Origin of the sequence: Actinoplanes sp. CA-051413 (genome assembly GCF_050955795.1) — a bacterium.
Taxonomy (GTDB): Bacteria; Actinomycetota; Actinomycetes; order Mycobacteriales; family Micromonosporaceae; genus Actinoplanes.
Genome location: NZ_CP192100.1, coordinates 4,900,050 through 4,925,617 on the forward strand (window position 1 = coordinate 4,900,050; position 25,568 = coordinate 4,925,617).

The 25,568-nt window shown below is 72.2% G+C and carries 21 protein-coding genes; 9 read left to right on the top strand and 12 right to left on the bottom strand.

What is annotated here, in order from left to right:
- Nucleotides 1-5 precede the first annotated feature (5 nt).
- Nucleotides 6-1,040 (bottom strand): NAD(P)-dependent alcohol dehydrogenase, encoded by a 1,035-nt coding sequence (locus ACQP2Y_RS23120; RefSeq protein WP_433731591.1) that lies wholly within the window; start codon nt 1,038-1,040, stop codon nt 6-8.
- 99 nt (nt 1,041-1,139) lie between these two features.
- Here ACQP2Y_RS23120 and ACQP2Y_RS23125 point away from each other — a divergent pair, with 99 nt between their 5' ends.
- On the top strand, nt 1,140-1,700 hold the full coding sequence (locus ACQP2Y_RS23125; RefSeq protein WP_433731593.1) for a TetR family transcriptional regulator: 561 nt from the start codon (nt 1,140-1,142) through the stop codon (nt 1,698-1,700).
- 284 nt (nt 1,701-1,984) lie between these two features.
- On the opposite strand, the gene ACQP2Y_RS23130 is transcribed toward ACQP2Y_RS23125, so the two are convergent.
- From ACQP2Y_RS23130 to ACQP2Y_RS23180, 11 genes are all read right to left on the bottom strand, one after another.
- The gene (locus ACQP2Y_RS23130) at nt 1,985-2,455 is read right to left on the bottom strand and encodes an ATP-binding protein (protein ID WP_433731595.1); all 471 of its coding nucleotides are present in this window, start codon (nt 2,453-2,455) and stop codon (nt 1,985-1,987) included.
- Nucleotides 2,448-4,346 carry a PP2C family protein-serine/threonine phosphatase gene (locus tag ACQP2Y_RS23135; RefSeq protein WP_433731597.1) on the bottom strand — a complete coding sequence of 633 codons (1,899 nt, stop codon included), beginning with the start codon at nt 4,344-4,346 and terminating at the stop codon, nt 2,448-2,450. The genes ACQP2Y_RS23130 and ACQP2Y_RS23135 overlap by 8 nt, the downstream gene beginning before the upstream one ends.
- Before the next feature lie 33 nt (nt 4,347-4,379).
- Nucleotides 4,380-4,718, bottom strand: coding sequence for an STAS domain-containing protein (locus ACQP2Y_RS23140; protein WP_433731599.1), 339 nt, complete (start codon nt 4,716-4,718; stop codon nt 4,380-4,382).
- A 157-nt stretch (nt 4,719-4,875) separates the two neighbouring features.
- Nucleotides 4,876-7,332, bottom strand: a complete 2,457-nt coding sequence (locus ACQP2Y_RS23145; RefSeq protein ID WP_433731601.1) for a GH36-type glycosyl hydrolase domain-containing protein — start codon at nt 7,330-7,332, stop codon at nt 4,876-4,878.
- A 143-nt stretch (nt 7,333-7,475) separates the two neighbouring features.
- Complete coding sequence (locus ACQP2Y_RS23150) at nt 7,476-7,940, bottom strand: GyrI-like domain-containing protein (RefSeq protein WP_433731603.1); 465 nt, start codon at nt 7,938-7,940, stop codon at nt 7,476-7,478.
- 102 nt (nt 7,941-8,042) lie between these two features.
- Entirely contained in the window at nt 8,043-8,870 is an 828-nt protein-coding gene (locus ACQP2Y_RS23155) for an alpha/beta hydrolase family esterase (protein WP_433731605.1), read from the bottom strand.
- Between the two features lie 51 nt (nt 8,871-8,921).
- Nucleotides 8,922-9,857 (bottom strand): cyclase family protein, encoded by a 936-nt coding sequence (locus tag ACQP2Y_RS23160; RefSeq protein WP_433731607.1) that lies wholly within the window; start codon nt 9,855-9,857, stop codon nt 8,922-8,924.
- Nucleotides 9,858-9,955: 98 nt separating this feature from the next.
- Nucleotides 9,956-10,819, bottom strand: a complete 864-nt coding sequence (locus ACQP2Y_RS23165) for a TIGR03620 family F420-dependent LLM class oxidoreductase (RefSeq protein ID WP_433731609.1) — start codon at nt 10,817-10,819, stop codon at nt 9,956-9,958.
- Nucleotides 10,820-10,841: 22 nt separating this feature from the next.
- Nucleotides 10,842-11,474, bottom strand: a complete 633-nt coding sequence (locus ACQP2Y_RS23170; protein ID WP_433731611.1) for a class I SAM-dependent methyltransferase — start codon at nt 11,472-11,474, stop codon at nt 10,842-10,844.
- 50 nt (nt 11,475-11,524) lie between these two features.
- The gene (locus ACQP2Y_RS23175; protein WP_433731613.1) at nt 11,525-12,541 is read right to left on the bottom strand and encodes an alpha/beta fold hydrolase; all 1,017 of its coding nucleotides are present in this window, start codon (nt 12,539-12,541) and stop codon (nt 11,525-11,527) included.
- An 11-nt stretch (nt 12,542-12,552) separates the two neighbouring features.
- Nucleotides 12,553-13,011, bottom strand: coding sequence for a hypothetical protein (locus ACQP2Y_RS23180; RefSeq protein WP_433731615.1), 459 nt, complete (start codon nt 13,009-13,011; stop codon nt 12,553-12,555).
- A gap of 105 nt (nt 13,012-13,116) precedes the next feature.
- Here ACQP2Y_RS23180 and ACQP2Y_RS23185 point away from each other — a divergent pair, with 105 nt between their 5' ends.
- The 8 genes from ACQP2Y_RS23185 (at nt 13,117) to ACQP2Y_RS23220 (ending at nt 25,567) form a co-directional block, all read left to right on the top strand.
- Nucleotides 13,117-14,355: an alpha/beta hydrolase gene (locus ACQP2Y_RS23185; RefSeq protein ID WP_433731618.1), complete on the top strand. Its 1,239-nt coding sequence runs from the start codon at nt 13,117-13,119 to the stop codon at nt 14,353-14,355.
- Nucleotides 14,356-14,491: 136 nt separating this feature from the next.
- A complete protein-coding gene (locus ACQP2Y_RS23190; RefSeq protein WP_433731620.1) occupies nt 14,492-15,376 on the top strand; it encodes a hypothetical protein in 885 nt (294 codons plus the stop codon).
- Nucleotides 15,377-15,505: 129 nt separating this feature from the next.
- Nucleotides 15,506-16,909: a serine hydrolase domain-containing protein gene (locus tag ACQP2Y_RS23195; protein WP_433731622.1), complete on the top strand. Its 1,404-nt coding sequence runs from the start codon at nt 15,506-15,508 to the stop codon at nt 16,907-16,909.
- Nucleotides 16,910-16,980: 71 nt separating this feature from the next.
- Entirely contained in the window at nt 16,981-18,543 is a 1,563-nt protein-coding gene (locus ACQP2Y_RS23200; protein ID WP_433731624.1) for an ABC transporter substrate-binding protein, read from the top strand.
- Nucleotides 18,540-19,577: an ABC transporter permease gene (locus ACQP2Y_RS23205; RefSeq protein WP_433731627.1), complete on the top strand. Its 1,038-nt coding sequence runs from the start codon at nt 18,540-18,542 to the stop codon at nt 19,575-19,577. The genes ACQP2Y_RS23200 and ACQP2Y_RS23205 overlap by 4 nt, the downstream gene beginning before the upstream one ends.
- A gap of 1 nt (nt 19,578) precedes the next feature.
- Complete coding sequence (locus ACQP2Y_RS23210) at nt 19,579-21,525, top strand: dipeptide/oligopeptide/nickel ABC transporter permease/ATP-binding protein (protein ID WP_433731630.1); 1,947 nt, start codon at nt 19,579-19,581, stop codon at nt 21,523-21,525.
- Entirely contained in the window at nt 21,522-22,271 is a 750-nt protein-coding gene (locus ACQP2Y_RS23215) for an ABC transporter ATP-binding protein (RefSeq protein WP_433731632.1), read from the top strand. The genes ACQP2Y_RS23210 and ACQP2Y_RS23215 overlap by 4 nt, the downstream gene beginning before the upstream one ends.
- Nucleotides 22,268-25,567 carry a serine hydrolase gene (locus ACQP2Y_RS23220; RefSeq protein WP_433731634.1) on the top strand — a complete coding sequence of 1,100 codons (3,300 nt, stop codon included), beginning with the start codon at nt 22,268-22,270 and terminating at the stop codon, nt 25,565-25,567. Before ACQP2Y_RS23215 ends, ACQP2Y_RS23220 begins: the two co-directional genes overlap by 4 nt.
- Nucleotide 25,568 lies beyond the last annotated feature (1 nt).

The window sequence follows — 25,568 nt, forward strand, 5'->3', positions numbered from 1 at the left end:
ATCGTTTATCCGGTGGTCATGTCGAGGACGAAGCGGTACCGGACGTCGTTGCGGGCGAGGCGCGCGAGCGCCTCGTTGACCTGCTGCTGGGGCAACGTCTCGATGTCGGCGGTGAGCTGGTGGCGGGCGCAGAAGTCGAGCATCTCCTGCGTTTCCCGGGTGCCGCCGCTGCCGGCACCGGCGATGGTCTTGGCGCCCTGGATGAGGCTTAGCGGGCTGACAGTGAGGTCGGCCTCCGGGATGCCGACGACGCAGAGCGTTCCGTCCATGGCCAGGGCGGCCAGGTAGGGCTCGACGGAGTGCGGCGCGCCCACGGTGTCGAGGATGAGGTCGAAGCGACCCCGCTGCGCGGCCATCTGCTGCTGGTCGGTGGAGACCACGACGTCGTCGGCGCCCAGGGCGCGTGCTTCGGCGGCCTTGTCCACGGTACGGGTGAACTGGACGACCTCGGCGCCCAGGTGATGGGCGATCTTCAGGGCCAGGTGACCGAGCCCGCCCATCCCGACGATGCCGACGCGCGTGCCGGGGCCCGCACCCCAGCGCTTGAGCGGCACGTAGGTGGTGACGCCCGCGCACATCAGCGGCGCGACGGCGGCGAGGTCCAGCCCGTCGGGCACGTGGTAGGTGAACTTCGCCGGCAGGACGTACTCCGCGGAGTAGCCGCCCCGGGTCGGCATCCCGTCCTTGGGATCGACGTTGCCGTAGGTGAGTGTCGGGAACCGCTCACACCAGTTCTCCCGGGCCGCGCGGCAGGGCGGGCATGCGCCGCACGAGTCGATGATGTTGCCGACGGCGACCTTGTCGCCGATCCGGAAGCCGGTGACCGCGGAGCCCACGGCGGTGATCTCACCGGTCATCTCGTGGCCCGGCACCAGGGGTGCGTCGCCGCTGTGGCGGACGGCGGAGATGTCGCTGGAACAGACCCCGCAGTACTCGATCCGGACGGCGACGTCGTCGTCGAGCAGATCGCGGCGCTGAAAGGCCCAGGGCCGCAGCGGAGCGCCCCGGTCCAGCGCGGCCCATCCGATGGTGTCCCTCATGAAGTCACTTCCCGTCATCGCAAACGAACTGGTTCGTTTGCCGACCGTAGCGCACGGGCCGTGGCATGCCAAACGAACGAGTTCGTTTAGGCTGGGAGGGTGGACAGGTCACAGGCCAGCCGCCGGCGTCTGCTCGACGCCGGCGCCGTCGAGTTCGCCCGGTACGGCGTCGCCGGGGCGCGCGTCGACCGCATCTCCGTCGACGCCAAGGTCAGCAAGGCCCAGATCTACTCCTACTACGCCGGCAAGGAGCAGCTCTTCGACGCGGTCCTCGACGACCAGGTCAACGAGATCCTGGACAAGGCGCCGATCACCGGGGACCTGCCCGACTACGCGGTCCGCCTCTACGACGCGTACCTGGAGCACCCCCGGCTGGTGCGCCTGGCCACGTGGGCGCGCCTGGAGCGCAGCCCCGCCGGCCCGCTGTTCCCGCAGGCCGACGAAACCGCCAAACTCGACGTCATCACCGCGGGTCAGCGGGCCGGCCGGATCCGCACGGACATGACCGCGGCGGACATCCACTCCATGGTGATCGCGCTGGCCATGACCTGGTCGCCCAGCAGCCTGACCTACACGGCAACCCCGGCCGACCCGGCGGCCGACCACGACCGGCGACGGGCCGGCCTCGCCGCAGCCGTCCACGACGCCTTCATGCGCTGAGTCGGCAGACGCCGTCTTGCTCGATGAAGCAGTACGTGCCGCAGCCGCGAGCGCCGGCGGCGTGATTGGTCGGTTTCTGCAGTCATCGCTTGGCGCCGGCAATGAGAAAGACGATGTCGAGGCCGCGGATCCGGTCCGGGCGGGGCGGCCCCGGCCCGTCCGGCGAACAAAACGCCAGCGCGTGCGCGCCCCGAGACGCAGCCGGTTTGCCACCCCAACCCATCGGCGGCGCGCTCCGGCTCGTCACCACCCGTCCCTGCGCGGTCCACCGCTGAGGACACCAGTCAGCTGAATCGCGGTTCCGCCCGGACGTCATCGACCGCGGCCGGCGGTGCAACGGGGCAGATCAGTGTGACGGTGGTGCCGTGGTCGTCGCTGGTCCAGGTGAGCTCGCCGGCATGCTGGGCCAGCCATAGGCCACGTCCGCTCGGTGCGTCGAGGGCGGGGCGGGTGTGACGACGTGTGGGCGGCATGCCGGGCCCGCGGTCGCTGATCCGGCACCGGAGCTGGTCGCGGGTGCGTTGGAGTTCGAGGCGTCCGTGGCCGCCGCCGTGCCGGACGGCGTTGGTGGCGATCTCGTGCACGGCCAGGACGAATCGGTACAGGGCGGGGTCGGTGAGGCCGTTGTTCTGGGCGAATCGTGTCACGTCGAGGCGCAGCGTACGGAGATCGTCGCGGGCGAAGTCGAGGACCGGGGGCCGGCTGTCGGGCTGCCGGTCCGGGTGTCCGTCCGAAAGTCGGTGGTGTTCAGGCATCGTTACCTTCGGTGGTATCGGGCGGTGTCGGCGTGTGGTGTCGTACGGCGAGGATGCAGGTGTCGTCGTCGGGGTTGGCCCGGCGCAGCCGGGCCAGCAGGTCGGCCAGCGGTTGCGGGCTGCCGGAGGCGGAGATCTCGCTGAGGGTGGCGACGACGGGGGCCAGTCCTTCGGCCAGGGTGTGCCTGCGGTCTTCGATCAGCCCATCGGTGTAGAACAACAGCAGATCGGCGGGGGCCAGGCTCACCGTCGCGGTGTCGTAGCGGGCAGCACGGACAGCACCGAGCAACTGCCCGTGCGGCCGGGCGAGTTCGGTGGTGACGCCGGCGCGGGCGTGCAGTGGTGCCGGATGCCCGCCCTGCGCCCAGGTCACTGATCGGCTCGGCGGATCGAACCGGGCCACCGCGGCGGTGGCGGTGGTGGCGGTGGAGTAGAGCAGCCGGTTGAGGTGCCACAGCAGCTGCGCCGGATCGGTGGTGGTCGTCACGGTCAGACCGGCGAGCATGTGTCGCAGTTGGGCCATGACGGTGGCGGCGTGCATGCCGTGGCCGGCCACGTCCCCGACCGCAAGCACCACGCTGCCGTCGTCAGCGAGGGCGGCGTGGAACCAGTCGCCGCCGACCCGGCTCGCCTCCTCGGCGGGCAGGTACCGGACCGCGACGCGCAGCCCGGGCAGGTCGAACGGATCGGCGGGCACGGGCAGCACGATCTGCCGCAGCTGGGCGGCGAGCTCATGCTCGGCGGCGAGTCTGTGCTGGTGTCGCCGCAGCAACTGCTCCGCCTCGGCCAGCTGCGCCCGGGTGGTCTGCTGCGCGGTGACGTCCTGGACGATGCCGTACACCCTCAGCGGCCGGCCGTGCACGTCGCGGACCGCGTCCACGACACTGCGCACATGCTTGACCCGCTCGCCGACGCGGATACGCGTGGTGACGTCGACGGTTTCACCGCGGCCGAAGGACTCCGCCGCCTGCCGGCGGATCGGTTCGTCCTCGGGGAGGGTCAGGGCCTCCTGCTCCTCGCTGGGCAGCGGACCCAGGGACGGGTCCCGCTCATAGATGCGATAGAGCTCCTCCGACCAGACGATCTGCCCGGTGACCAGGTCGGCTTCGCCCCAGCCGAGCCGGCCCAGCCGTTCGGTCTGCGCGATCCGCTCGGCCTGCCGGATCTCGTCGTCGTGGCGCACCCACCGGCTGAGCACTCCCGGTCCCACCGGCGACACCCAGGCCGTCATCAACACCTCGGCGGGTGACCGCTCATTCCGGCCGACATAGGGGAAGGGTCCTACCTCACGGGCCTGTCCGTCGGTCACCACGTCACGCCACGCCTGCCAGACCGGGGTGTCCACCGTAGCCGGATACGCTCGGGTGATCCGCCGGCCCACCGCCTGGGCCACGTCACGGCCGGAGAAATCGGCGGTCTCCTGACTCACCGCCACGATCACCCAGTCGATGATCTCGGTGCCGTCGCCGAACACCGGCGACAGCACCATGTGGTCACCCGGCAGCGCATCGAGGACCTGCTGCACCAGTAGACCCCAGTCGTCGATCACAGGTGACGGTGCCTGCGCGGAAGCCCGGCGGCTCGACGACGTATCCGCGCCTCGCGGGCGCAGCGCCTGGTCCACCACTGCATCCAGCGACGGTGACCCGGGTCCCGGCCGTTCCTGCAAGGACGCCAGGATGTCGCCGGCCACCGCGGCGATCGGGCGCTCCTGCTGCGCCGCCCGGTCCAGCAGGCACGTGTGGGCCTCGTCGACCCGGCAACCGACCCGGCCCGCCAGCAGCCCGGCCGCCCGTTGCACCTGCGCCTCGGGATCCAGCTGCGCCCGCGTCACCTTCTCAGCCAGCGCGGCCAGCCGCTGCCGGTACTCGTGATGCTGCCCCACGCTCATCGCGCCTCCCTCGACGGCCGGCACCGTCCCTGCTTACCGCTGCGCACCGCCGGGACCGTCCAGACCGAACAGCTCCACCAGTCCGGAGATCTCGAGCTGGCCGTACACATTGGCATTGGGACGTTCCACCCGGAACGTGGCACCGCATTCCGTCGCCGCGCGCAGGGCAGCCACCAGCGCCCCGAGACCGGAGGAATCCACGAAGGTCACCTCGGCCAGATCCACCACCACCGCCTTCGGCCGGCCCTGGACCACAGCCTCCCGGATCGCCAGCGTGATCGGCCGCGAGTTGGTGAAGTCGATATCGCCGCGCAGCGCCAGACAGAGCGTCTCGCGGTCAAGACTCACCGACAACGGCCCCACACCGGCCACCTCCTCGCGACAGGCCCGACGAGAACGGGTCCCGACCGGAACCCCATAGGGTCTACCGGATGCCGGCCCCCGGGCGTATGGGCCGACCGGTGCGAATGTCAGAGGTTCACTCTCAGGTGTGCGGCCATCGCGTGCCGTCACTCCGAAGAGTGGGTCATCAGGATGAGCCCTCGATGACGGCTTCCACGTGAACCTCGGTGCCGGGGACGGCGGGCGGCACCACTGTGCCTTCCACCCGTTCACCGTTCACGAGCAGGTGGGTGACCCGGCCGGTCACTCCGGCCGCCTTGCGGACAGAGATCTGGTAGGTGACTCCTCTGAAGGCCCGGGTGGCCTGGAAGCCGGACCAGTCCGCGGGCAGCACCGGGTCGACGCGCAGCCCGGTCAGTTCCGGCCGGATGCCGAGGATCCACTGGGTGATGGCGACGAAGTTCCACGCCGCGGTGCCGGACAGCCAGGAGTTCTTGGCCTCGCCGTGGGCCGGCGCGTCCCGGCCGGCGATCATCTGCGCGTACACGTACGGTTCGCATCGATGCACCTCGCTGATCGCCTCCCGGGCGGACGGGTTGATCCGCTGGTAGTAGTCGAAGGCGCGGTCGCCGTTGCCCGCCATGGCCTCGGCGATCATGATCCACGGGTTGGTGTGGCAGAAGATGCCGGCGTTCTCCTTGTAGCCGGGCGGGTAGGAGGAGATCTCCCCGAGCTCGATGCGGTAGCCGGAGTACGCCGGCTGCTGCAGGACGATGCCGTGCGGGGTGGCCAGCCGCTCCGCCACGCTGTCCAGCGCCCGCACGGCCAGCCCGTCGTCGAGGCCGACGCCGCCCAGCACGCACATGCCCTGCGGCTCGATGAAGATCTGCCCCTCGTCGTTCTCCTCGGAGCCGATCGGTTGGCCGTGGAAGTCGTACGCGCGGCGGAACCAGGCGCCGTCCCAGCCGTGCTCGACGATGACGCCGGTCATCTTCTCCGCGGCGGCGCGGTACTCGGCCGCCTCGTCGTCCAGCCCGCGCAGCTCGGCGATCGCGGCCAGCTCCTTGCCGGCCAGCACGAACTGCCCGGCGATGAAGACCGACTCGGCCGCGCCGCCGGTGGCGTTCTCAGTCGTCTGGAACGGCTCACCCGGGGTGTCGGAGAAGCAGTTGAGGTTGAGGCAGTCGTTCCAGTCGGCCCGCCCGATCAGCGGCAGGCCGTGCGGGCCGAGCCGCTCCCGGGTGTAGCGCAGCGAACGGCGCAGGTGCTCGTACAGCGGCGCCTCGCTGCCCGGCGCGTTGTCGAAGGGCACCGGCTCGTCCAGGATCGTCTGGTCCCCGGTCTCCTTGAGGTACGCGGCGACGCCCAGGATCAGCCACAGCGGGTCGTCGTTGAAGCCCTGGCCGATGTCGTTGTTCCCCCGCTTGCTCAGCGGCTGGTACTGGTGGTACGCCCCGCCCGTCGTCAGCTGGGTGGCGGCGATGTCCAGAATCCGTTCCCGGGCCCGTTCCGGGATCATGTGGACGAAGCCGAGCAGGTCCTGGTTGGAGTCGCGGAAGCCCATGCCGCGGCCGATCCCGGACTCGTAGAACGACGCGGAGCGGCTCATGTTGAAGGTGACCACGCACTGGTAGGCGTTCCAGATGTTGACCATCCGGTCGGTGTCCGGGTCCGGGGTCGTCACGCTGAGGGTGCCGAGCAGCCGGTCCCAGTAGGTGCCGAGCGCCGCGAAGCCCTCGGCGACCGTCTCCGGTCGCAGCCAGTGCTCGATGACCGGGCGCACGTGGCGCTTGTTGAGCGTCTGCGATCCCGGGGGGTCGAACTTCTCGGTGCGCGGGTTCTCGGCGTAGCCGAGCACGAAGATCACCTCGCGGGTCTCTCCGGGCGCAAGGCTCAGCCGTACGTGGTGACTGCCGATCGGTGCCCAGCCGTGCGCCACCGAGTCGAAGGCCGCGCCCCGCTCCACCGCCGCCGGCTGGTCCCAGCCGCGGTACGCGCCGAGGAAGGTGTCCCGCTGGGTGTCGAAGCCCGCCAAGGGTTCCGAGCAGGCGAAGTAGGCGAAGTGGTCACGCCGTTCGCGGTACTCGGTCTTGTGGTAGATCACCCCGTCGGCCACCTCGACCTGGCCGGTGGAGAAGTTGCGCTGGAAGTTGGTCGCGTCGTCCTGCGCGTCCCACAGGCAGAACTCGACCGAGGAGAAGAGCGAGAGCTCAGCCGCCGTGTCGCGCTCGTTGGTGACCCGGCACCGCCAGACCTCGAGGGTCTCGCCGAGCGGCGCGAAGTACAGCGTCTCGGCGCGGATGCCGCCCCGGGCGGAGGCGATCCGGGTGTACGACAGGCCGTGCCGGCATTCGTACTCGTCCAGGGAGCTGCGCGTCGGCTGCCAGGTCGGTGACCAGAAGTCTCCGGTGGCGTCGTCCCGCACGTACAGGTAGCGCCCGCCGAGGTCGAACGGTGCGTTGTTGTAGCGGTACCGGGTGAGGCGGCGCAGCCGGGCGTCGCGGTAGAACGAGTATCCGCCCGCGGTGTTGGAGATGATGCCGAAGTACGCCTCGGTGCCCAGATAGTTGATCCAGGGCAGCGGTGTGTCCGGCCGGTCGATGACGTACTCACGCCGCTCGTCGTCGAAGTGTCCGTAGCGCACGGTTTCTCCTCCTGCTTCGGCGGTCAGCGCTCGGCACCGGGACTGGGAGCGCTCCCACGGCATGATGGTATGTGCGAAGCCGTGCCGACGCGACCCCCGAAGTACGCGACGGCCCGGACGGCGCGGTTGTCGCGGGACCCCGCTCAAACGGCCCGATAGGGCACCACCACGTCCGTCCTGCCCACGGCGTCGTCCGGTTGGGCGGCGAGGTTCGTGTAGTACACGTCCCAGTGCGGCCCGGCGGCTACGAGTCCTCGCTCCGTCAACCAGCTCGCGACCGCCTGCTGGGCCGGATCGAGGTCCCCGTAGGAGCCGTGGTGAACAGTGGCTGCCGCCCGTCCACCGGGCAGCCGCGACGCGGTGATTCTTCCCTTGCCGGGCACCGGACCGGGGACCGGGTAACCGGCCTCCACGTCGACCGTGCCTCCGTGGCCGGCATACCGGGCGAACGGCGGCCCGCACACCCGGACACCGCGATCCGTCAGGTAGCGGTCGAGCTCCCGGTAGACACCGACCAGCCAGGCGTGAAGCTGAGCGGCCGGCACGCGCGATCGGACGACAGCGGTGTCCTGGCTGGTCAGTGTGCGGCTCTCGATGAGATAGGTCATGTGCCACCTCCACGTCTATGTCGACGATGGCCCGCTCGGCGGTGACGTGCCAGGGTCTTGCGGCCCGGCATCGTCCAGGTGAGATCTGGGCGGCTTCCCCGGCTACCGGGCCGGTTGGACTTGGGAGAGCAGGAAGTCGGTGCGTACCGACGTTTCGGCGGCCGGCAGGTCGGCGACCAGGTCGAGCTCAGGCGCGTCGCGGCCGGTTCCGGCGCACCGGTTGTAGCCCAGCCACTGGTCGATCGTGGTGGCCGCCGACGGATGGACGCGGCGACCGAGGAGACCGCCGCCGAACGCCACGGTCTCGTCGTCGCTGCTGTGGACGGCGAGCACGCCCACCGGTTCGGACGGCCGGCACTGTGCGGTGTCGTTCCAGGTCGCGCCGTTGAGGGAGACGATCGCGGTGACCTGATCGGCATGATCACATGCCATCCGGAACGCCATGAAACCGCCGTTCGAGTGGCCGATCAGGTAGACGCGGGCACGGTCGATCCGGTACGAACCCTGAATCGTGGCGATGAGCTCGCTGAGGTACCGCGAGTCGTCAGGTGCCGAACCGGAGAAGGCGCAGCACGCGTCGGTGGCGTTCCAGAAACGCTCGCCGCGGTCATCGGTCGTTCCGTCCGGATAGGTGTAGATGAATCCTCGCCGGTCCGACTCGGGAGTGAGCCTGAAGTACGTCTCCAGCTCCTTCGCGTCGGACGTGTATCCGTGCAACGCGACGACCAGTGGCGCGGGCCGGGCCGGGTCGTAGAGGTCCGGGACGTGCACGGTGACCTGCCGGCCGCCGACCTCCACCGTGGCGGTGCCGCTGGCCGGCATCGCCACGGACGATGGCCGGGGACCATCCGTCGAACCGCAGGCCAGCGTCACCATGACTGCCGCGGCGGCAGTCATGGCCCGGGCCGCTCGCCGGCCGTGTCGAGCCATCGCACCTCCCGAGCTGGGATGCGGAACTCAGCGTACCGGTTCAGGGAGACGTCAGAAGGTGGCGATGGGGTTGACGGGGCTGCCGGACGTACCGGCGAAGCGGACCGGCGCGACCGCGAGGTGGAAGTCCCACTGGCCGAGCTCGGCGGCCGTCGTCGCGCACGCCTCCAGGTCGCAGTTGTCGAGCAGCCACAGACCCATCGCGACCAGGCTCACGGCGTGCACCGGCATCAGCACGTCCGCGTACCCGGACGGCTGGACGTCCTGCGGGGTGTCGGCGCCGATCAGGGCGACCTCGCGTTCCCGCAGCCACGGCAGGCAGGATGCGTGCCAGCCGGCCTGCGTGATGCCGCCGGCCGCGCCGTTCTCGTGCCGGAAGCGGCCGTAGCCGGTCCGCAGCAGGACCGCGTCGCCGGACCGCACCCGTACGCCCTGGCGACGCTCGGCCTCCTCCAGATCTTCGGGGAACACGCCCTGGCCCGGTTCCAGCCACGGCACCTCGCGGGCCTTCGCGATGTCCAGCAGAACACCGCGCGTGACGATCCCGTTCGCCGCCGCCGTGACGGCCGCCCACGCCGATCCCGTGGTGGCGTCGACCGAGGAGTGCGAGCGCCCGTTGTACATCTTGCCGTCCCAGAACAGGTGGCACGGCGAATCGACGTGGGTGATGGTGTTGCCGTGGAACATGATGCCCAGCCGCTCGTTCGAGAAGCCCCAGCGCCGGTCGGCGTGGAAGGCGGCCGGCATGTTCTCGGCCCCCGGCATGTCGGCGGCGCACGGGCACGCCGTCGTCGACCGTTCCATGTCGTCCGGTACGGCGACCTCCCACGCGCACGACACGCTCCGGCCGTGGCGTACGGCCCGCGCCGCCGCCAGCCGGACGTCGTCGCTGATCAGGTTCAGCGTGCCGAGCTCGTCGTCGTCACCCCACCGTCCCCAGTTCGACAAGGTGTCGAAGTACCCCAGCACGTCGTCCTGTGTGGTCATCCCAGCATCAACCCTTCGGTCATCGGCGTCCTCATCTGACCGCTGGGACGGAGCCGTCCCGCCGGGCTCGACATCCCGGCGGGACTTTTCTCGAAGAATCAGATCAGGATCACGGCCAGGGCCTGGAACGCCTCGGCCGGGAACCTCGTGGCGTCGCCGCCGTTGAGGACCTGGATCGCCACCTCGTCCGCTCCCGCCTGGAAGTGCTTCTCGATGCCGGCGGCGACCTGTTCGGCCGTACCCCAGGGGATGAGGGCGTCGACCAGGCGGTCGCTGCCGCCGTCGGCGAGGTCCTCGTCGGTCCAGCCGAACCGGCGCAGGTTGTTGGTGTAGTTCGGCAGCGAGAGATATCCGGTGGTGTACTGCCGGGCCGTCGCCCGCGCCGCTGCCGGGTCCGCCTCGAGCACCACCGCGACCTCCGGGGTGAGCAGCCGGTCCGGTCCGACCGCCGTCCGGGCCTCGGCGGTGTGCTCGGCCGGGGTGAAGTACGGGTGCGCGCCGGCCGCACGGTCGTGGGAGAGCGTCAGCATCCTGGGCCCGAGAGCGGCCAGGACCCGCTGCTCGGGCCCTAGGCCGGCCACGTCGAGGGCGTCGAGATACTCCACCATCTTGGAGTACGGCTTGCGGTAGTCGGTGCCGTTGCTCTCCACCAGGACGGCGTGACTGGCCCCGAGGCCGAGCAGGAACCGGCCGGGGTGGGCGCGCTGCGCGTCCTGGGCGTACGCTGCGACCTCGGCGGGTGACGAGTGCCAGATGCTCACGATGCCGGGGGCGACCCCGATGCGCTTGGTCCCGTCCAGGATCTCGCGGAAGCGCGGGGGAACGTGCTGGTCGAAGCCGGCCGAGAACCAGATCCGGGAGTAGCCGAGCTCCTCCAGCTCGGTGGCGGCTTTCACGGCCGCGTCCGGGGTCTCACTGGCCAGGAAGTACGGCTGCCACACGCTGACGAGTCTCTGGGTCATACCGCAACAATACGTTCACCGCTCAGGCGTGGGCGACGCCCGCTATCTGGGTGTTGAAGGTGACGAACGGGCTGTGCAGCCGGTACGGCTCGAGGTCGACGCGGGTGAAGCCGGCCGCGCGTACCAGGGTGGCCAGGTCCCGCTCGCAGGAGCAGCCCTCGAAGGTCCAGGCCCACGGCCGGCGCAGCGCCCGCTGGAGCGCACGCGTCGGCGTGCCGGACCGGGCGGCCACGTGTTCCACGAAGCGGAAGGTCCCACCCGGCCGCAGGATCCGGCGGACCTCGCCCAGGACCTCGGCCGGGTCGCTCACCGTGCAGAGCACGAGCGAGGAGATCACGCTGTCGGCGCTGCCGTCGGGCAGGCCGGTGCGCTCGGCGAGCCGGTCGCGCAGGTCCAGGCGTACGCCGCGCCGGCCGGCCGCCGCCCGCAGCCGCCGGTGCATGGCGACGTTCGGTTCGATGGCGATGAGCGTCGACCCCGGGGACAGGTAACGCAGGTTGGCGCCGACTCCGGAGCCCAGCTCGACGACCGTCTGCGGCAGGCCGGCGAACACCCGCCGCTTCTGGTGCCGCACGTTCCACTCGATGTACGGGCCCATGATGCTGAAGAAGGCGGCGTTGAAGGGCCCGCGGGCCCGGTGCAGTTCGAAGGTCACAAGAGGGAACTCTGCGCCGATCCCACCGCGGTGTCAGGCGGGGAAATACCTCAATGTCGGCGCTGGGCGCTGTACCAGGCGGCGATCTGGGCGCGGGACCGGAAGCCCAGCCGCAGGCGGATCCGTTCGACGTGACCCTCGGCCGAGCGTTCGTCGATGCCCAGGCGCGTCGCGATCTCGCGGTTCGTGCACCCCTGGCTGACCAGCTCCGCCACCTCGCGCTGGCGAGCGGTCAACCCGTCGGCGCGGCGCCGGGCGACGGGCAGGCCGAGGAACCGGCGCACCACCCGGACCAGCTCGTCCCGGTCACCCGCGTACGGCAGGTGTGACCGGCCGGGCAGCAGCACCAGCTCGGCACCGCTGATGCCGTCGGCCAGGGCGTGCGCCTGCGCGACGGGTGCCGCACGGTCGCCGGTGCGGTGCACCACCAGGGTCGGGGCCCGTACCTGATCCAGGTAGCCGGTGACGTCGAGCTCGTAGCTCAGCGCCAGCAGCGCCCGGGCCGTGGCGGCATCGGAGCACGCACGCTGGTAGCGGGCCAGCTCGGCGCGGGTCGCGCGGTCGGCGTCGGGGGCGAAGATGTCGGTCAGCACGTCGGAGCCGAGCCCCCAGTGGGCCTCGACCAGGCCCAGGACGTGTTCCCGGACCTCTGGCGGGGACACGTCGCCGCCGCGGGCCCAGCCGCCGTAGAGGATCAGGCGCCGGACGGTGCCGGGGTGGGCCGCGGCCCAGGCCACGGCCACCGGGGCGCCCATCGAGGTGCCCATCAGGTCGAACGGCTCGTCCAGGGTCGCGGCCACGGCGGCCAGCTGCTCCAGCTCGAACGCCAGCGACGCCGGACGATCCACGGCCGGTGACAGCCCGGACCCGGCGCGGTCGTAGCGGACGAGCCGGCCGCCCTGCGCCAGCGCCTCGTAGAGCGCGCGCTCGGGCGGCAGCTCCCAGCTCAGCCGCAGATGGGTGAGCCAGCCCATCACGTAGACCAGCGGCCGCCCGGCACCGACCGAGGCGTACGCCACGGTGGCGCCGCCTGCTGTCACCACCTCAGCGAACCGTTGCTGCACCATGGGCCGAGGCGTCAGCTGCTGGCCGCGGAGGACTGTTGTGCCTGCCAGATCGCGATCTGGACGCCCAGCACGAAGATCTGCACCGGCAGCGGCATGCCCGGCAGGTCCGCCTCGATGGCACCCGACCAGGCGCTCGTCCGGCGCAACGAGCCCACCTTGACCCCGTCGGCGAGCCACGCCTGCCGGTTGCCCCACATCGATTCGCGGCGGAACTCGTACGTGCGTCCCCCGGCCTGCACGGTCCAGTGCTTACGGCCGGCCCGCTCGACCAGGGCGACCTCCTGGCCCTGGTCGTCGGCCATCCGGTACTTGGTGCCCCAGCCGTTGGCGCGCACCTGGTACCGGCGGCCCTCGACCTCGAAGTCGCCCCCGGTGCGCCACCACGACGGGTCCCAGACGGCTACCGGCGTGCCGTCGGAGGCCAGCTGGTAGCGGCCACGCCACATACCCATCCGTTCAGCGGTCAGCATGCCTGCAGAGTAGTGGCCGCGCCGATGATCGGTAGCGCTAGCGGTACTAGTGCTGGGTAGCTGTCGGGATCGTTGCCGGCGGCCCCGAAAAATAGCGTTGCTGACATGACAACGACGAAGAAGTTCCGCAACCTGACGGTCGCTCTCGGCACCGCGGTGGTGCTCGCCGGGGGAGTGGGTGTCGCCAACGCGGCGGTGACACCGAGCGCGGTCGCCGGTGATGTCCAGCAAGCCGGCCCGGCCACGAAGCAGTCCGGCTGGCGCGGGGTAACCCGGGAGGCCGTCCAGATCGATTTCGGTCAGGGCTGGGTCACCAAGGGTGAGCTCACCTATCCGAGCAACGCCAAGGGCCGGCTGCCGGTGGTCGTGATGCTGCACGGCAGCGGGCACAACGACATGAACCAGACGCTGCCGGAGGGCAAGGGCTCGACGTTCGTCCCGCTCGCCCAGGCCGCCAGCCGCGAGGGATACGCGACGCTGCGCTTCAACAAGCGGGGCGTGACGGACATCGGCCCGGTGGAGAGCACCGACCCGGCCCAGCTGGCCCCGAAGAACCCGTACGACCGGATCCAGCGGGACGCGGCCGCGGTGATCCGCTTCGCCGCCCGCTCGCCGCGGATCGACGCGTCGCGGATCTTCCTGCTCGGGCACAGTGAGGGCACCAACGTGGCGGCCAACCTCGCCGCCGAGCCGAAGAAGTTCGGCATCCCGAAGCCGGCCGGCGTGATCGAGATGGGCGTCGTCGGCCTCGACATCAAGCAGCTGCTGACCCTGCAGATCTACGGCCGGCTGCTGCTGCAGCTGCACGACGAGTTCGACGTGGACGCCGACGGCCGGCTGACGGCCACCGAGGCGGTCAACGGCCTGACCGGGCAGCCGAAGGAGGCCGCCGACCAGTTCCGCTCGGTCCTGCTCGACGGGGACAAGGTCGCGGCCGGCACGGACACCGACCACGACGGCCAGGTCGCCATCGACGCCGAAGCCGGCCCGGTGCTGCGCAAGGCCACCGGCATCGACGCCTACCCGAACGTCCCGGGTCTGGACCAGCCCGTGGTCGACTACCTCAACGACATCGCCCGCTTCCCGACCGTCGGGCAGGCCCTGCCCAAGTTCTCCGGCCCCACGCTGATGCTCAACGGTGAGAACGACCTGCAGACCCCGGCCCGCGCCGCCCTGGTCGCCGACGCCGCGGTCGCCGCGGCCGGCAACAAGGACCACAAGATCGTCATCTACCCGGGCATGGCCCACACCATGAACATCACCCCGAAGTTCTTCCCCGCGTTCGGTGAGCCCGACCACCAGGTCGTCACCGAGATCCGCGGCTGGCTCAAGTCCCACCGCTGACCCGCGCGACCGGCGAGGGCGGCCACCGATCCGGTGAGCCGCCCCCGGCGCGTCCGCGATTCAACGAAAGCCCAACGAACGTCCAACGCCGGGCGCCGACGCTCAGCAGGTCGCATCCCACACCTGAGGAGCACCCATGAACAGCACACGATCGGCCCGGCTGGCCGTCCTCGCCGGCGCCACCCTGGCCGGCGTCGGCGCCGTCTTCGTCACAGCCGCACCGGCGCAGGCCGCGGTGGTCGACGTCGCGGTCGCCGCAGCCCCCGGCGTCGTGGCGCAGAGCGCCACCGCCACCTGTCCGGCCGGGCAGTACCTCACCGGCGCGGCCGGAGGAATCGTCGGCGCCGGCAAGAACGTGACCCTCACCGACGTCATCCCCGACCTCGCCACGAACTCGGTGACGGTGTGGGGCCACACGAACCCCGGGGGAGCGCCGGGATTCTCCACCGTGGCCCAGGCGATCTGCCGGCCGGGCGCGCCGCCCGCCGGTTACTACCTCGAGGTGCAGAGCACGGGCTTGAACGCCGACCCCACCAAGGCCGTCGCGGCGACGTGCCAGGGCGGGACCCGGCTGCTCGGCACCGGGGCCGAGATCATCGGAGCCAACGGGCAGGCGTTCTACCGCTCGATCCTGCCCAACTTCGCCCTGACCAGCAACACCGTCACCGCCGATGCCGCGTTCGGCTTCGCCGGCTCCTGGGAGCTCATCGCCTACGCCATCTGCGGCACACCGCCGGGCGTCGGGCCGGTTCGTGAGGCGCAATCGACCGTCGGCGGGGCCGACCCGGTCAACGCGAAGAGCCAGCAGTCCAGCGCCTGCCCGGCCGGCACGGCGACGACCGGGGTGGGCGGCTCGGCCACCGCGACCGCCGGAGCCACCATCAGCGGGTACGTGTTCGTCAACCAGGTGAGCAGCAACCTGGCCCAGGACACGGCAACCGCCGAGGCTGTGGAGGGCCTCAACCCCGGGGGCGGCGTCAGCTGGTACCTGTCCGCGTACGACATCTGCTGGGCGCCCTGACCGCACGTGATCTCGCTGCGGGGCCGGCCTCGGCCCCGCAGCGCAGTTGTGCCGGCGGACCAAGACGCCGGCGCTTTTTCGTCCTGATCGACGAACACCGATGCCGGTCCGCGCTCCTACGATCCCGCTATGACGACGATCACAGAGGTCCGGGACATCGTGGCGGCCCGCCTGCCCGGCCTGCTCCGCGAGCACCAGGTGCCGGCCGCGGCGTGGGGCATCCTGCACGACGGGCAGATCGTCGACGGGGCCGCGGGGCTGCTCAGCACCACGACCGGGATCGAGGCCACGCCGGACTCGCTGTTCCAGATCGGCTCGATCACCAAGCTCTGGACCGCCACCCTGGTCCTGCAACTGGCCGACGAGGGCAAGGTCGACCTCGACGCACCGGTGCGCACGTACCTGCCGGAGTTCCGGCTCGGCGACGAGGCGGCCGCCGCGGTCATCACGACCCGGCAGCTGCTCAACCACACGGCCGGCTTCGAGGGTGACATCTTCACCGACACCGGGCAGGGCGACGACTGCGTGGCCAAGTTCGTCGAGACCCTGCACGACCTTCCGCAGCTGTTCGCGCCGGGCGAGCAGTTCTCGTACAACAACGCCGGCTACTGCGTGCTCGGCCGCCTCGTCGAGGTCGTCCGCGAGCTGCCGTACGACGAGTGCCTGCGCCGGCACCTCATCGCGCCGCTGGGCCTGACCCACGCCGCGACCGGGCCGTACGAGGCGATCCTGCACCGGGTCGCGGTCGGCCACCTGGAGCTCGAGCCGGGCGCGGGTTACCAGCCGGCGCCGGTCTGGGCGCTCGCCCGCTCGAACGCGCCGGCCGGGGCGATGCTCGCGATGCGCCCCCGCGACCTGCTGGCCTTCGCCCGGATGCACCTCGAGGACGGCCGCGCCGCCGACGGCACGCAGGTGCTCGCCGCGGGCACCGCCGCCCGGATGCGGGAGCGCGAGGTGGACCTGCCCGACATCGGGGTGATGGGCACCTCGTGGGGGCTGGGCTTCGAACGGTTCGACACCCCGGCCGGGACGCTCACCGGGCACGACGGCAACACCATCGGGCAGTCGGCGTTCCTGCGCCTGGTCGTCGAGGACGGATTGGCCGTGACGCTGCTGACCAACGGCGGCGACGCGATGTCGCTGTACCGGGACATCTTCGGTCTCGTGCTGAGCGAACTCGGCCGCATCCCGCTGCCCGAGATGCCGCGCCCCCCGGCACAGCCCGAGCGCGTCGACGCGGGGCGCTTCGTCGGGACGTACTCGTCACGGGTGGCCGACCTGACGCTCAGCCAGGACGAGGACGGCCGGATCTGGCTCGAGCAGACCCCCAAGGGCGAGCTGGCCGAACTGGTCGGGCACGCGGTCCGCAAGGAACTCGTGCACTACCGCGAGGACTTCCTCATCCCGGTCGAACCCGAGCAGGGCATGTACGTGCCGCACGCGTTCGTCGGCGACGACGGCGCCGGCCACGCCCGGTTCCTGCACGTCGGCCGGGCCGTGCGCCGGGCCGGATCCACGGTCGCGCCGGTCTGACCGGCCGACCACCCCATCCCCTTGAATCCACCCCGTCGAACCGGAGCCGGCAGGCCGGAAGAGGACCCCTCATGAAGCTGACCACCACGTCGAGGATCGCCGGCAGCGCGGCGCTCTGCGCGGCGCTGGCCCTGGCCGGATGCGGCGGCGGGTCGGGCTCCGGCTCGCAGGCCCAGGGCCAGGTCGTGGACGGCGGTACGTTCACCATGGCCCTGAACGCGGACCCGGGCAATCTCGACCCGCAGTCCTCGGCGGCCAGTGCGCTGTTCACCATCAGCCAGCTCGCGTACGACACGCTGGTGGGCGTCGACCCGGCCGGCGGCCAGATCCGCTCGCAGCTGGCCGACAAGTGGTCGGCCGCCGGCACCACGGTGAAGCTCACCCTGCGCAAAAGCGTGACGTGCGCGGACGGTACGCCGCTCACCGCCAAGGCGGTCGCCGACAATCTGACCTACGTCGGTGACCCGAAGAACAAGAGCCCGTTCCTGGGCACGTTCCTGCCGGCCGGGGCGCGCGCCACCGCCGACGACGCCACCGGCGAGGTGACCCTGACGCTGGCGGCGCCGGCCCCGTTCGTGCTCAACGGGCTGGCCAGCCTGCCGATCGTGTGCTCCGCCGGGATGAGCAACCGGACGGGCCTGGCCAAGGCCACCGCGGGCACCGGACCGTACAAGCTGACCGAGGCCGTGCCGGGCGACCACTACACGTACGCGATCCGCGAGGGCTACACCTGGGGTCCCAACGGCGCGTCCACCGCGACGCCCGGCATGCCCGACACCGTCACCGTCCGGGTCGTCGAGAACCCGGCCACTGCGGCCAACCTGCTGCTGTCCGGCGAGCTCAACTCCGCCCAGGTCACCGGCCCGGACGCGCAGCGGCTGGACAAGGCCGGGCTGTTCGCGGCCCGTACCGCCGCGGTGCTCGGTGAGCAGTGGTACAACCAGGCCGAGGGCCGGGCCACCAGTGACCCCGCCGTCCGGCTCGCGCTGACTCAGGCGCTCGACCTGAATCAGCTGCGGACCGTGCTCGGCGCCGGTCAGGCCACCCCGCCCACCACGCTCGCCGCGATCGAGCCGCTGGCTTGCCCCGGTGGGACGCTCGCCTCCGCGCTGCCCGCCCACGACCCGGCCGCGGCCACGGAAGCGCTGAAGAAGATCGCCGGCAAGACGCTGACCTTCGCTTACTCGAGCGCCGGCGGCAGTGCCGCCACGGCCACCGCCGAACTCGCGGTGCAGCAGTGGAAGGCCGCCGGGATCACGGTGACCCCCAAGCCGCAGAGCGGCGAGGCCCTCAACCAGACCCTGTTCGGCACCGGCGACTGGGACATCGCCTGGGCCCAGGTGAACGTCAACAGCCCCGACCAGATCGTGCCCTTCCTGTCCGGGCCCGGCGTCCCCGACGGCACCAACTTCGCCGGCATCCGCAACAGCGCGTACGAGGCCGCGGTCAAACGGGCTAACGCGATGGACGGCCCCGCGGGCTGCCCCGCCTGGCTGGAGGCGGAGACCGCCCTGGTCAAGGCGGCCGACCTGGTGCCGTTCGCCAACCAGCAGATCGCCACGTACGGCGCCAAGGCCCGGTTCGAGACCCCCGGACAGCTGATCCCGACGAGCATCCGGATGCTCGACCGATGACCGCGGCGCCGGCGCCCGCGCCGGAGATCGGGGCCGCCGCGGAGCAGGAGCCGGTGACCGGGGCGTCCCGGCTCCGGCGGGTCGCCGGCCACGCGTGGTCCCGGTTCGCGCTGCGGCGCGCCGGCCGCCTGCTGGTCTCGCTCTGGGTCCTGGTCACCGCGTCGTTCCTGATGATCCACCTGGTCCCCGGCGACCCGGTCCGCGCGGCCCTCGGCCCGACCGCACCCGCCGCCCTGGTGGCCGAGCGCCGGGCCGCGCTCGGCCTGGACGACCCGCTGCTCACCCAGTACCTCACCTACGTGAAGGGACTGTTCGGCGGCGATCTGGGGACCTCGATCCTGACCCGGCTGCCGGTCAGTGACGTCGTCGGCCAGCGCCTGCCCGCGACGCTGGCCCTGGCCACGCTGGCGTTCCTGGCCGCCGTGGTGATCGCCGTCCCGGTAGGCGTCGTGATCGGGGTGCTCACCCGGCGCGGTCACGGCCGGCGTACGGAGGCCGCCTTCACCTCCGGCACCATCGTGCTCGGCACCATCCCGGACTTCCTGCTCGGCGTCGGCCTGGTCTACCTGCTGGGCGTCACGCTGCAGTGGCTGCCGGTGGCCGGCAACGCCACCCCGGCCGGCTATGTGCTGCCGGTGCTGTCGCTGGCCGTCGGCCCGGCCGCGATGCTCGCGCGCATCCTGCGGGTGGAGATGGTCGCCGTGCTGGACGCCGACTATCTGCGGACGGCGCGGGCCAAGCGCCTGCCGGCCCGCTCGCTGTATCTGGGCCACGCCCTGCCGAACGCGGCCACGGCCTCGCTGACGCTGGGCGGCCTGATCCTCGGGTCGATGGTCGCGGGCACCGTCCTGGTCGAGAACGTGTTCGCCTGGCCCGGCCTGGGCACCACGATCGTGCGTTCCATCCTCAGCAAGGACTACCCGCTGGTCCAGGCCATCGTGCTGGTCTACGGCCTGGGCGTGCTGCTGATCAACACCGCCGTCGACGTGGCGCTGGCGCTGCTCGACCCGCGGTCGACGATCCGGGAGGACTGAGGTGAACCGCCGTACCGCCCACCGCTGGCTCCGCGTGCTGCGCACGCCCATGGGCCGGGCCGCAGCCGCGCTGGTCTTCGTGGTCCTGGTCCTGGCCGTCGTCGGACCGGCGCCGTGGGACGCCCGCGCAGACGCCGTGGACACCGCGAACATCCTGGCCGGACCCTCCGGGCGGCACTGGGCCGGAACCGACAACCTGGGCCGGGACATCGCGTTCCGGGTGCTGGAGGCGACCCGGCTCTCGGTCGGTCTCGCGCTGGCCGCCACCGCCATCGGCGTGCTGGCCGGACTCCTGCTGGGCACCGCGCCGTGGCTGCTCGGGCGGCGCCTGGGCCGGCCGGTCACGGGAGCCGTGCAGATCGCCATCGCCTTCCCGGGCCTGCTGCTCGCGCTGTTCTTCGCGGTCGTCTTCGGCGTCGGCGCGACCGGCGCGGTGCTGGCCATCGGGCTGGCCGGGGCGCCGACGTTCGCCCGGCTCGTGCAGACCCTGCTGGCCGGGGTCGCGGCGCGGGACTTCGTCGCCGCCGCGCAGATCGCCGGCGTGGGCCGCTTCCGCATCCTGATCCGCCACCTGCTGCCCAACATCGCCGAGCCGCTGGTGGTCAACGCCACCATGGGCGCCGGGGGAGCGCTGCTCGCGTTCGCCGGCCTGTCGTTCCTCGGCCTGGGCGTGCAGGCGCCCGCCTATGACTGGGGACGGCTGCTGTACGACGGCATCGGCGTGCTCTACCTCAACCCGGCCGCCGCGATCGCCCCGGCGCTGGCCGTCCTCGTCGCCGGCCTGGCCCTCAACCTGCTCGGCGAGTCGGTGGCCAAGGGCTTCGGGATGGACGCCCTGGTCGGCCTGCCCGCCTCGGCGAACCCCTCCCCGGCCGCACCCGTGGTCGCGCCGCCACCCGCAGCCGAGAGCGCGGACAACGTCCCGGCGTCCGACGTGGTCCTCGACGTCCGGGACCTCACCGTCAGCTTCCCGGCCGCAGGAGGACCGATCCGGCCGGTACGCGGCGTGACGTTCTCGATCCGCCGGGGCGAGGCGGTCGCCGTCGTCGGCGAGTCCGGCTCCGGCAAGTCGCTCACCGCCCTGGCCGTGTCCCGGCTGATCGACGCGGCCGGCCGGGTCGACGCCGACCGCCTGCACCTGCTCGGCGCCGACCTGCGCGAGCCGGACTCCGCGGTCCAGCGCCGCCTGCTCGGCAGCTCGCTCGCGATGGTCTTCCAGGACCCGGCCAGCTCCTTCAACCCGACCCAGCGGATCGGCCGCCAGCTCGCGGAGACCTCCCGGCACCACCACGGCCTCGGCCGCCGCGCGGCGTTCACCCGCGCGGTCGACCGGCTGCGGGCCGTACGCATCACCGACCCGGCCCGCCGGGCCCGGCAGTACCCGCACGAGTTCTCCGGCGGCATGCGGCAGCGCGCGATGATCGGCATGGGGCTCATGGGCTCCCCGGCGCTCATCGTCGCCGACGAGCCCACCACGGCCCTGGACGTCACGGTCCAGCGGCAGGTGCTCGACCTGCTGACCGCGATCCGCCGGTCGGACGACGTCGCCCTGCTGCTCATCAGCCACGACGTCGCCGTGGTCAGCGAGGTCTGCGACCGGGTGCTGGTCATGTACGCCGGCCGCATCGTCGAGGACCTGCCCACGGACCGGCTGACCAGCGGCGCGCTGCACCCGTACACCCGGGCCCTGACCGCCGCCGTGCCGCGGATGGACTCGCCGCTGGACCGGCCGCTGCCGGTGATCCCGGGACGTCCCGTGGAGCCGGCCGACGTGCCCCGGGGCTGCGCGTACGCCGCCCGGTGCCCGCTCGCCACGCAGCAGTGCCGGGCTGAGGATCCGCCGCTGGCCCAGCACCCGTCGGGCCACCGGGTGGCGTGCTGGCACGCGCGCCCCGAACCGGTCCACGCGGAAACCGTCCGGCCGGCCTCGGTGGTGGAGACGTCATGAGCGAACTGACCTTCGAGGACGTGACCGTCCGCTACGGGCGGCTGACGGCGGTCGACGGCGTGACGCTGAGTGTGCCCGCCGGCGGGGTCCTGGGCCTGGTCGGCGAGTCCGGCTCCGGCAAGTCCACACTGGCCCGCGCCGCCGTGGGCCTGGTCGCCCCGGCCGGCGGGCGGATCCTGCTGGACGGCGAGCCGATCCGGGCCCACGGCCGGCACCGCCCGCTGCAGATGGTGTTCCAGGACCCGTACTCGTCGCTGGATCCGCGGATGACCATCGGCGAGACGATCACCGAGGCGATCCCGCCGGGGATGTCCCGGCCGCAGCGCCGCACCGAGGTGGCCCGGCTGCTGGAGCTGGTGCACCTGGACCCCGGCCGGGCGAGCGCCTACCCGGGGCAGCTCTCCGGCGGGCAGCGGCAGCGCGTGGCGCTCGCCCGGGCCCTCGCCGGCCGCCCGCGGGTGATCATCGCGGACGAGATCACCTCCGCACTCGACGTGTCGATCCAGGGCGCGATCCTCAACCTGGTCCGCGAGCTGCAACGCGAGCTCGGCCTGTCGATCCTGTTCATCTCGCACAACCTGGCCGTCGTCCGGTACGTCGCGGACCACGTGGCGATCATGCTCCGCGGCCGCGTGGTCGAGCAGGGCCCGGCCACCCGGGTGCTGGCCGAACCCCGCCACGACTACACCCGGGCGCTGCTCGACGCCGTACCCGGCCACCGCCTCACCGCAAGGAGCACCCCGTGACCCGACCGATGCGCATCGACGACCTCCTCGCGCTGGCGGTGCCCGCCGAGCCGGCCCTCGCCCCGGACGGCGCGCACGTCGCGTACGTGCTGCGGACCCAGGACGCGGCGGGCGACCGTACCGTCAATGAGCTGTGGATCGTGCCCACCGGAGGTGGCACGGCCCGCCGCCTGACCGCCGGCCCGGCCGACACCACGCCGGTGTGGAGCCCGGACGGCAGCCTGCTCGCGTTCCTGCGCGACGGCCGGCTCGCGGTTCTGCCGATGGCCGGCGGTGAGGTCCGGGTGCTCGGCGACCTGCCGCGGCTGTCCGGCCCGCCGGCGTGGAGTCCCGACGGTGCCCGGCTCGCCTTCACGTCCGTGGTGCGGCCGGAAGCCCCGCTGCACGCGCCGCTGGTGGCCGACCGCCTGGACTATCAAGCCGACGGTGCCGGTCTGATCGGCGCTGCCCGCCGGCAGGTGCACGTCGTCGACCTCGACACGCTCGAATGCCGGGTGCTGACCGATGGGCCGCACGACGCCGGCGTACCCGTCTGGTCGCCCGACGGCACCGACGTGGCCTTCGTCCGCGCTCTGGGTGACGACAGCGACCTGCGGTTCCGTTCGGCCGTGCACCTGCTCGCGGTCGACGACCGCCAGGCCACGGCGCGGGTGGCCGGACCGGCCGGCGGCGTTGCCCGTACCGCCGGTTTCACCGCCGACGGCAGCGCCCTGCTCGTGGTCGGCTGGCCGGCGGAGCCGGTCGGCCACGCCCGGCTGCTGCGGGCGCCGCTCGACGGCTCGGAGCCCGTCGACCTCGCGGGCACCCTCGACCGCAACGTCATGCCGGGCGGCCTGGCCTACCCGGGTGGCCTGCCTCAGGAACACGACGGACGGGTGTTGTTCTGCGTCCGCGACCAGGGCTGCACGCATCTGTGGTCGGTGGCGTCCGACGGCACGGACCCGCGGGCGGTGGTCGACGGCGCCGGCCGCGTCGTCGACGGCCTCTCCGTCCGGGGGGACCTCGCCGCCTTCGTGTTGTCCACGGCGGACTCGTTCGGTGAGATCGCCGTGGTGGACGTGGCCGGTGGCGGCGAGCGGGTGCTGACCCAGCACGGTGCCGACGTCGCTCTCGTCCCTCGCGAGGAGCGCTCCTTCACGATCTCCGACGGCCGCAGCGTGCAGGCGTGGCTGATTCGCGACGGCGACGCACCGGGACCGCGGCCACTGCTGCTCGACATCCACGGCGGGCCGCACAACGCGTGGAACGGCGCGGCCGACGAGGTCCACCTCTACCACCAGGAACTCGCCGGCCGGGGCTGGGTGGTGCTGCTGGTCAACCCGCGTGGCAGCGACGGCTACGGCGAGACCTTCTATGACGGGGTCAACGGCGCCTGGGGAGTCGCCGACGCGGCCGACCTGCTGGAGCCGATCGACGCGCTGGTCGCCGAGGGCATCGCCGACCCGGCGCGGCTGGCCGTCACCGGATACAGCTACGGCGGGTATATGACCTGCTGGCTCACCGGGCACGACGACCGTTTCGTGGCCGCGGTCGCCGGTGGGGTGGTGTCCGACCTGGTCAGCATGGCCGGCACCTGCGACGACGGGCAGTTCCTGAGCGCGTACGAGCTGGGCGGCCCGCCCTGGCAGGACCCGAAGCGGTACGCCGACATGTCACCACTGTCCCGCGTCGCCGACGTGCGTACCCCGACCCTGCTGCTGCACGGCGCCGACGACCTCACCTGCCCCGCCGGTCAGGCCCAGCAGTGGCACACCGCGCTGCGGCAGCGGGGCGTGCCGACCCGGCTGGTGCTCTACCCGGGCGCCTCGCACGCGTTCATCCTGGCCGGGCCGCCGTCGCAGCGCGTCGACTACAACCGCCGCGTCGTGGACTGGCTGGAGCAGCACACCCGCCGCGGCGGCCGGCCGGCCCTCGACGCCGCCCACTGGCAGCGGCGCCTCGCCGCGCTGGCCGAGCGCCACGGCGTACCCGGGGCCCAGCTCGGCATCCTACGGCTGGCCACCGACCCGCAGTCCCCGGACGAGCACATCGAGGTCTGCGCCGGGGTGCTCGACACCGCCAGCGGCCACCCGGTGACGCCCGACGCCCTGTTCCAGATCGGCTCGGTCACCAAGGTGTGGACCGCGACGGCGATCATGCAGCTCGCCGACGAGGGCCGGCTCAGCCTGGACACCCCGGTGGGCGAGCTGCTGCCCGGCTTCCGGCTCGCCGACCCCGGCGTGGCGGCCCGGGTGACCGTACGCCACCTGCTCACCCACACCAGCGGCATCGACGGCGACGTCTTCACCGACACCGGCCGCGGCGACGACTGCATCCAGCGCTACGTCGAGCTGCTGGCCGACCAGACCCAGAACCACCCGCTCGGCGTCACCTGGTCCTACTGCAACGCCGGCTACAGCGTGCTCGGCCGCATCCTGGAGGAGGTCACCGGCCAGAGCTGGGACCAGGTGATGCGCGAGCGGCTGGTCACCCCGCTCGGCCTGACAGCGACGGCCACCCTGCCCGAGGACGTGCTGCTGCACCCGGTCGCCGGCGGTCACGTCGAGCACGAGGGACAGATCACCGCCGCGCCCGTCTGGCACCTGCCCCGCTCGATCGGTCCCGCCGGCCTGATCAGCGCCAACGCCGCCGACGTGCTCGCCTTCGCCCGGCTGCACCTGACCGGCGGCCGCACCGCCGGTGACGAGCAGCTGCTCGCCGCGGAATCGGCCGCGGCCATGGCCGAGCACCAGGCCGACCTGCCGGACAAACTCTCGCTCGGCGACTCGTGGGGACTCGGCTGGATCCGCTTCGGCTGGGACGGCCACCGGCTCATCGGCCACGACGGCAACACCATCGGCCAAGCCGCCTTCCTGCGCCTGCTGCCCGAGCAGGGGCTGGCGGTCACGCTGCTGACCAACAAGGAGAGCGCCCGCGACCTGTACCAGGACCTGTTCACCGAGGTGTTCGCCGAACTCGCCGGAGTGGCTATGCCGGCCTCGATCACCCCGCCGGACGAGCCCGCCGAGGTCGACATCACTCCGTACGTCGGCACGTACGAGCGCGCGTCGGTGCGCATCGAGGTGCTGGCCGGCGAGGGCGACGAGGGGCCACGGATGCGCACGACGCTCACCGGGCCGCTCGCCGCGCTCGTACCGGACCCGGTCGAGGTGCAGCCGCTGGTCCCGGTCGGTCCGGCCCTGTTCCTGACCACGCCCGCGCAGCGCACGAGCTGGTATCCGGTCACCTTCTACGAGCTGGACTCGGGCGAGCGGTACGTCCACTTCGGCGCCCGAGCCACCCCGCGGGTGGACTGAG